Annotated in this window: 3 protein-coding genes; all 3 read left to right on the forward strand. The window is 68.6% G+C overall.

Annotation, left to right across the window (positions count from 1 at the left end; all coding sequences use genetic code 11):
- Window positions 1-391: 391 nt before the first annotated feature.
- Genes ACVWY0_RS22130 through ACVWY0_RS22140 form a run of 3 tightly spaced genes read left to right on the forward strand, consistent with a single transcriptional unit; the run spans window position 392 to window position 3,162 of the window.
- Window positions 392-847: a hypothetical protein gene (locus ACVWY0_RS22130; RefSeq protein ID WP_485838607.1), complete on the forward strand. Its 456-nt coding sequence runs from the start codon at window positions 392-394 to the stop codon at window positions 845-847.
- 45 nt (window positions 848-892) lie between these two features.
- Window positions 893-2,353 (forward strand): DDE-type integrase/transposase/recombinase, encoded by a 1,461-nt coding sequence (locus tag ACVWY0_RS22135; protein ID WP_485838608.1) that lies wholly within the window; start codon window positions 893-895, stop codon window positions 2,351-2,353.
- Complete coding sequence (locus ACVWY0_RS22140; RefSeq protein WP_485838609.1) at window positions 2,350-3,162, forward strand: ExeA family protein; 813 nt, start codon at window positions 2,350-2,352, stop codon at window positions 3,160-3,162. Before ACVWY0_RS22135 ends, ACVWY0_RS22140 begins: the two co-directional genes overlap by 4 nt.
- Window positions 3,163-3,303: the final 141 nt, after the last annotated feature.

Here is a 3,303-nt window from a genome sequence, read left to right on the forward strand (position 1 = left end):
TGTTAGGCGTCGCAGTGGTTGACGGTAGGGGCGTCGTTGCCGGTGACGAGGCAGGTTTTTGCCGTGGCGTCTTGATTTAGTGCCGTCGGCGGCGTCAGGCTGACGATGACCGGATAAGACGAACGGCCGGCGTGAGAGTTTCGAAGTATCACGCCGGCCGTTCTAACGCGTAAGGGCCGCGCTGATGCTCACGGTAAGTCATGATGCTTTTTCTGTCGAGTCGGATCTGGCCGCGGGGCGGTTGGTGTGCCCGGGATGCGCAGGTGTGCTGCGCCCGTGGGGCTGGGCGCGGGCGCGGTTCATCCGCCACGGCGCCGGGCAGGCCTGCATTCCGATATGCCACCGTCCGCGTCGGGGACGCTGTCAGCGGTGCTCGGTCACGCATGTGCTGTTGGGCGTGGATCTGGCGGCCCGGCGGGCCGATACGGCTGCTGTGATCGCCGCCGCCGTCGAGGCCAAGGCTGCCGGCGGGACGGGCCACCGGGCGATCGCGGCGTGGCTGGGCAGGCCGGTATCCACGGTCCGCGGTTGGCTGCGCGCGTTCACCGCGTCGGCACCGCGGATCACGGAGGCGTTCACCGCGCTAGTCCACCGTGACGGCACCGACGCCGCCGGGATCTGGCCGGCGGCGGCGCCGACAGCTGCCGGCCGGGCGCTTTCTGCGGTGATGGCATATGCGCGGGTACTCGCATCCCGGTTCGGGATCGTCACCATGGCGTGGCAGGCTGCGGGACTGGCCGCGGCGGGCGCATGGTTTTTCAGCGCCAGATGGCGTGGGCACGGCCAACACGAACTGGCCCTTATGCCCGCCGTCCCGGGCGGCAAGGGTGGGAGGAGCGCCGGCTGATCCTGCCGGGGCCATCGTTTCCTGACCTTTGGAGGACAGTGACCCATGACAGAATCCGAACCGCAGCGCGGGCCCGCGGCCCGCAGGGACCGGGCGGAGAAGACCGCTTTGTTCCGTTATCAGCTCATCCGCGAGGCCGCGGACGCGTCGCTGACCTCCCGCCAGCGGGGCCCGCTGGTCCGCGCCCTGGCCGCCGCGGAGCACACCGGCCCGTCCGGGCGGGGCGTGCGCTACTCCCGGGAGACCTTGGACCGGTGGATCCGTGCCTGGCAGCGCGAGGGATTCGACGGGCTCAAGCCGCGGGAAAGGGCCGCCGGCCCGGTGACCCCGGTGACCGTTTTGTCCCTGGCCGCGACGCTGAAGCTCGAGCGTCCGCACCGCACCGCGGCCCAGGTGCGGCGGATCATGGCCGAGACCCTTGGCGATGCCCCGTCCGAGTCCACGCTGCTGCGCCACTTCCGCACTCTGGACATCCCCACCGGCACGCCTGCGCAGGCCACCGGCCGGTTCGAAGCGGCCCGGCCGAACGAGATCTGGGTCGGCGACGGGCTCCACGGACCGAAGATCGGCGGCCGGAAGACCTACCTGTTCGCGTTCCTGGATGATCATTCGCGCATGGTGACCGCGGCGCGCTGGGCGTTCGCCGAAGACGCCGTCCGGCTCTCGGCAGCGTTGCGCCCGGCCCTGCAGACCCACGGAATCCCCGACGCAGCTTACGTCGATAACGGCTCGGCCTTTGTCGACACGTCACTGGCCAGGATCTGCGCGAGGCTGGGCATGAAGCTGATCCATTCCCGGCCTTACCGACCCCAGGGCCGCGGCAAGATTGAGCGCTTTTTCAACACCGTGACGTCCCAGTTCCTCTCCGAAATCACCGTGCTCGAGGGCCCGGTCCAGACGACCGTTCCGGGCACCGGGGAGGATCCTGCCGGGACCGCGGTCGCGTCGCTGGAGGAACTGAACGCCTTGTTCATCTCCTGGGTCCAGATGGTCTACCACCGCACCGTTCACTCCACCACCGGGCAGACACCCCTGGCCCGCTGGGACGCCGGCTGGGAAAATCGGCGCCCGGACCGCCGGGATCCGGAGGTGATCGCCGAAGCGTTCCGCTGGTCCGCGACCCGGAAGGTCACCAAGACCGCGACGGTGTCCCTGCAGGGCAATACCTACCAGGTCGACCCCATGCTGGCCGGCACCCGCATCGAACTTATCTATGACCCGTTCGATCTCACCGGGCCCGTCGCCGTGGCTGCGGCCGGGGGTATCCCGGCCGGCGACGCGGTGCTGCTCGAGATCCGCCGGCACGTGCACCCCAAGGCCGTCAATGCCGCCAAAGACGCCGACACCGGCGCGAGGAACGCCGCCTCCGGCATCGACTACCTGCGCCTGGTCCAGACCCGCCACAAAACCGCGATGACTGGCGCCCCGATCAGCTTCGAGAAGATCGCCGCCGGCGCCGGTACCACCGGGACCGCAACCACAAAGACCGCAGGAGGAACCGCATGAGCATCGAGAACCTGCAGTCCCATTACGGCTTCACCCGCATGCCTTTCGGCCGTGACATTCCGCCCCAGGCCCTGCACCCGCACCCCGGGCACCGTGAAGCGATCGCCCGGATCCAGTGGTGCATCAGTCAACGCCAGACCGGTGTCATCACCGGTGAGGTCGGTGCCGGCAAGACCGTCGCCGTCAGGGCCGCGCTGGCCCAACTCGAAGCCTCCCGGCACCAGATCATCTATATCGCGGACCCCACGATCACCATGCGCGGGATCCATACGGCGATCGTGACCGCCCTCGGCGGGCAGCCCGCGTTCTACTCCGGGGTCCTGGCCTCCCAGACCGCGTCCCTGCTCGCCGGGGAACTGGACGAACGATCCCGCCTGCCCGTGGTCGTCATCGACGAAGCCCACCTGCTGGGCAACACCGATCTCGAAGCCCTGCGGATGCTCACGAACACCGAGATGGACACCGGCTCACACTTCGCGCTGCTGCTCATCGGCCAGCCCACCCTGCGCCGCAGACTCAAACTCGCGGTCCTGGCAGCCCTGGACCAACGGATCTCCACCCGCTTCGCGATCACCGGCATGGACCCGGCCAACACCGCGGACTACATCCGCCACCACCTCAAATTCGCCGGCAGATCCGACACCCTGTTCTCCGACGACGCCGTCGCCGCGATCCACCACGGATCACGAGGCTACCCCCGGGCGGTGAACAACCTCGCCGTCTCCTCCCTGATCGCGACCTACGCCTCCGGCAAGGCCATCGTGGACCTCTCCGCCGCCCAATCAGCGATCACCGAGAACAGCGAGTAAAAAACCGCCGTCACCGATGACGACCACCACGTCAACCCGACGATGAATGCCCCGCCGAAACCCTCCGGCGGGGCATTTCCATGCCCGGCCCGTTGTCACCGAAACCGACGCCGACATCGGCAAATAACGCGACGAGTAACA

Source organism: Arthrobacter sp. UYNi723, assembly GCF_054057635.1.

Bases quoted from the DNA above. Each gene is read 5' to 3' on its own strand.
- ACVWY0_RS22135 (WP_485838608.1), top strand. From the start codon at position 893: ATGACAGAATCCGAACCGCAGCGCGGGCCCGCGGCCCGCAGGGACCGG.
- ACVWY0_RS22140 (WP_485838609.1), top strand. From the start codon at position 2,350: ATGAGCATCGAGAACCTGCAGTCCCATTACGGCTTCACCCGCATGCCT.